The 3,869-nt window shown below is 60.5% G+C and carries 3 protein-coding genes; all 3 read left to right on the forward strand.

The window, feature by feature from the left end:
• The first annotated feature begins 822 nt into the window (after positions 1 to 822).
• The 3 genes from OTB19_RS41980 to OTB19_RS41990 all read left to right on the forward strand — a co-directional run bounded on the left by OTB19_RS41980 (position 823) and on the right by OTB19_RS41990 (position 3,594).
• A complete protein-coding gene (locus tag OTB19_RS41980; RefSeq protein WP_267804129.1) occupies positions 823 to 1,893 on the forward strand; it encodes a glycosyltransferase in 1,071 nt (356 codons plus the stop codon).
• Positions 1,894 to 1,981: 88 nt separating this feature from the next.
• Positions 1,982 to 2,941: a glycosyltransferase gene (locus OTB19_RS41985; protein ID WP_267804130.1), complete on the forward strand. Its 960-nt coding sequence runs from the start codon at positions 1,982 to 1,984 to the stop codon at positions 2,939 to 2,941.
• Entirely contained in the window at positions 2,938 to 3,594 is a 657-nt protein-coding gene (locus OTB19_RS41990) for an FkbM family methyltransferase (RefSeq protein ID WP_267804131.1), read from the forward strand. Before OTB19_RS41985 ends, OTB19_RS41990 begins: the two co-directional genes overlap by 4 nt.
• The last annotated feature ends 275 nt before the right edge of the window (positions 3,595 to 3,869 follow it).

A 3,869-nucleotide genomic window follows, 5' to 3' on the forward strand; every position in this document is an offset into this window, starting at 1 on the left:
GAACGCGGCGAACACCCTCGCCGGGCTATGGAAGAATTTCACTTGAGAGGTGCCTTGCCGGTTGGTGCTGGTGGAAGCGTGAGAACTCCCATCATCCCAGGTCAGCGGGCACCTCCTCCCGTTTCCCTGTCCACAGCCCGGCCGTTACACGGTGGATCGAGGCTCAGACACCCCCACCCCCACCAACGTGACAGCACCGACCTCGGGCTCACAGTCCCAACGAAGCATCGGGGTCGGCGGGCAGGCACCACCCCCATGTTTTCACGCCAGCAAGGCGTCCCGACAGGGAACAGGGGCACTGACCTGCAACGATGCCCTGCCGCACCCCCGAGAAGCCCGCTCAACTGTGGAACGCAGGTCAAGCGTTCCCTTTGAGGCGAGGTGGGTACCTGGAGAGGAACCCACCGGGACCTTCCGACCCGGGCGGACCGGTGACGACAATGTGGTGTGGTCCGACCGCATGCCACGATGAACCACACCACGGGCACGTGCGGCCTTCAACTTTTCATATCCCGGGCCCGTCGACCCACCATCGACCCCGACCTGCGCCGAAAAAAAGTCCCGGTGTAGTTTGTCTTGCCTCCCGACCTTATGAATGGCCGGAACGAATACCCAAGTGTCAACCTCGACCCGAAAGGGACCCTGTCACCGTTCGGAGGGAATCCGTCAATCCATGTAATGCTAATGCACTGCTCTCGCGCAATGTTGAACGGGCGCGCTCAAGTCGCGGAGAACACGCATGAAAGGGGTTGACGGCATGAGTGAAGTTCCTTTTCTCGCTCGGCATTGCCGCGAGTTCTCACTGGCCTGCCGGGTTGGCGAATGAAGGAGATTGAGCCCCGAGTGGGCTTGCTCGCTTTCGCCACGGATACCGGTCTGGGAATTCAGACAAGGTCGCTCCACAAATGGCTCGAACCGGCCAGGACGATGTTGCTGGACATTGGCGAACTAAACCACATGCCGGTGCACGCTAATTGGTATGAGTATGATGTGCGCACACATGGGGTCCCGTCGAGGAGTGACATAGAGGATTTCGTATCGGATCTAGACTTGGTGATCTACTGCGAAACGCCACTAAATTATGATCTACTGCGGTACTGCCGAGATCAGAACGTCAAGACGGTCTGTCAACCGAACTACGAGCTTCTCGACTACATGACGCCGTCCGAACAGCGTCGGCCCACGATCCCAAGGCCCGATCTCTTCATCGCTCCCTCGCCGTGGCATCTCGAGGACATCGAGCGAATCGGCTCGACACGGTATCTGCCGGTGCCCATAGACCTGTCCGGCCTGCCGCAGCGCGACATCACGCGGGCACGCGAGTTCTTCCACGTGGCGGGACGACCCGCCTTCAAGGACCGCAACGGCACCCTGGCCTTCATCAAGGCCGTAAAGTCGGTGCGGCCGCTCATGCCCGACGCCGTGTTCACGCTGTACTGCCAGCAGCCGAACGACGCCCTCCGGCGAGCGCTCGACGGCAGCGGGATACGCCTCGTCGGCCACGTCCCGCGGCCGGCGGACATCTTCCAGACCGGCGACGTCCTGGTGCTCCCCCGCCGATACGGCGGCCTCTGTCTCCCGGCGCAGGAGGCCATCGGATCCGGTATCCCTGTCCTGATGACAGACGTCTCCCCCAACAACATCGTCCTGCCCCGCGAATGGCTTGTCCCCGTCCGGCCCGAAGTCACGACCATCCGTATCCGCGGCCGGGTCGACGTGTATACCGCCGATGTCCCGAAACTCGCCCGCAGAATACTCGACCTGTATCGACATCCCGACGCCGTACGACACATGCACGAGCAGGCCAAGGAACTGGCCGCAGGAATGCGCTGGGAGGAGAAGCTACCCCTGTACAAACGAGCGCTGTCGGACCTTTCGCAGCACAGGACTTGAGGAACACATACCCCGAGCCTTCACAGCCCGGGCCGACACATTCCGCCTCTTTCGACGGGGACTGAGGCCGAGGAAAGAGGCAGCCGTCGTGCGTGTCGCATACGTGGGAAACTTCAAACCCGCCTACAGCACGGAAAACGACGTGCGCAAAGCATTCGAGTTCCTAGGGCACCAAGTGGTCCCATTGCAGGAGAATGCCACCGGCTGGCAGCGTGTCCGCGAGACCGCGCTCGCCTCCGATCTCCTGCTGTGGACCGGCACATGGGACGACGCCCAGCCTTTGCGAGAGAGTCTCGACACCCTGCGCCGGTGCGCCATGACGGGCGTCCGGACGGCGGCACTGCACCTCGACATCTTCCACGGCAGCGACAGAGGCGCGCGTCAGTGGTGGCTGCACCCCATGTTCTTCGCCTCCCATGTCTTCACCGCAGACGGTTCCCATCAGGACCGATGGAGGGACATGGGAGTCAACCATCATTGGCTGAGACCCGGCATCCGTCACGACGCCGCCCACTTTGGCACGGCATACGCCCGATATGCCTGTGATGTAGCTTTCGTTGGGAGCAATGGCAACGGTTACCACCCGAAGGCCTGGCCCTACCGTAAACAGGTCGTGGACGCGTTGCGACTGATGTGTGCCCGCAACAACTGGTCCTGGCGCAATCCCGGTGGCGACCATCCCAGGGTCGAGCGCGGTGAGGCCCTCAACGATTTCTACGTGTCAGCTTGCGTTACGGTGGGCGATAGTCTCTGTCTCGACCAAGAGAGAACCTTGTACTGCTCGGACCGGGTCTACGAGACAATCGGACGCGGCGGCTATCTGATCATGCCGGAGATAGATTTCCTCAAAGAGGATTTCGATGGAGTCCTCCCTATGTACAAATGGGGAGATTTCGATGATCTCGAACGCATGATCAAGTATGCATTAGCTGATCAGGGAGCGCGCTCGAGTGCGCGATCGAGAATGCATCGAATTGCACTCGAACGCCACACCTACGTTCACCGAGTAAGAGAGATGCTGGCGATTATGGGGAAAAAATGGAAGTGACAACGATTCTCGCGCCCACGCACAATCCGAGGGTCCTCCTTCATGTGCGCCCCGACCGCCCTGCCGACTTCGTTGTTTTGCGAGAGGTGTGGTGCGAGGATGTGTACCACGTTCACGACCGAATTCGCGATGCGCACCTTGTTGTCGATGTCGGCGCGAACATCGGATCTTTCACCTGCTTCGCCTTGGAAATGGCGCCCCAGGCCTGCGTCGTGTCCATAGAGCCCGAGCCACACAATCTTGAGCTACTGAGAATGAACATCAACCGGGTGGACCCGCTCAGATGCATGATCATCACCGAAGCGGTGTCGGACTTCACAGGCAAAGCGACCATCAACGATGATGCTGGCGGCAGCCGGCTCGGGGCCGGGGGAGCCGAGGTGACAGTCAAGCCACTGGATATCCTCCTTGAAGACCGGGATCTCCTCGGAAAGCCGATCGACATACTGAAAATAGATATCGAGGGCAGCGAGGTACCTGTCGTCCTCAACATGTCCAGAACACTTCAGGAAAGTATTAAGTTCCTCTGCATGGAATTAGAGCACAATAGCGGATGTTTCGGGCAGCTGCTGGAAAAGTTGAGTGAGACCCACAAGCTGACCACCCTCGGCGCCGCCTCAAGAGGAGCCCAACTGTTCTGCGAGCGATACTGACCCGCCGCTCGTCCAGACAGTCCGCCGTTTCCGGCCACGCCCGTCACCTGGCTGACTCCTACTCGACCGGGGTCTGCAGTCGGGGTCAACCTTCCAAGGGCCCCTACTTAACCGTAAGCATTCAGAAGGAATGCAGTTGACCGGTGATGGTGTGTGAGAGGTACTGGTCAGTCGGTCTGCGCGATGGGGGGCATCCAGAGGTTGCCGGTGAGGGCGCGGTGGATGGCCTCGAAGGCGCTCAGTCCGTGTTTGCGGGCGGAGTCGAGGTAGGAGCG

It is taken from the genome of Streptomyces sp. H27-H5, assembly GCF_026627505.1.
GTDB lineage: Bacteria > Actinomycetota > Actinomycetes > Streptomycetales > Streptomycetaceae > Streptomyces.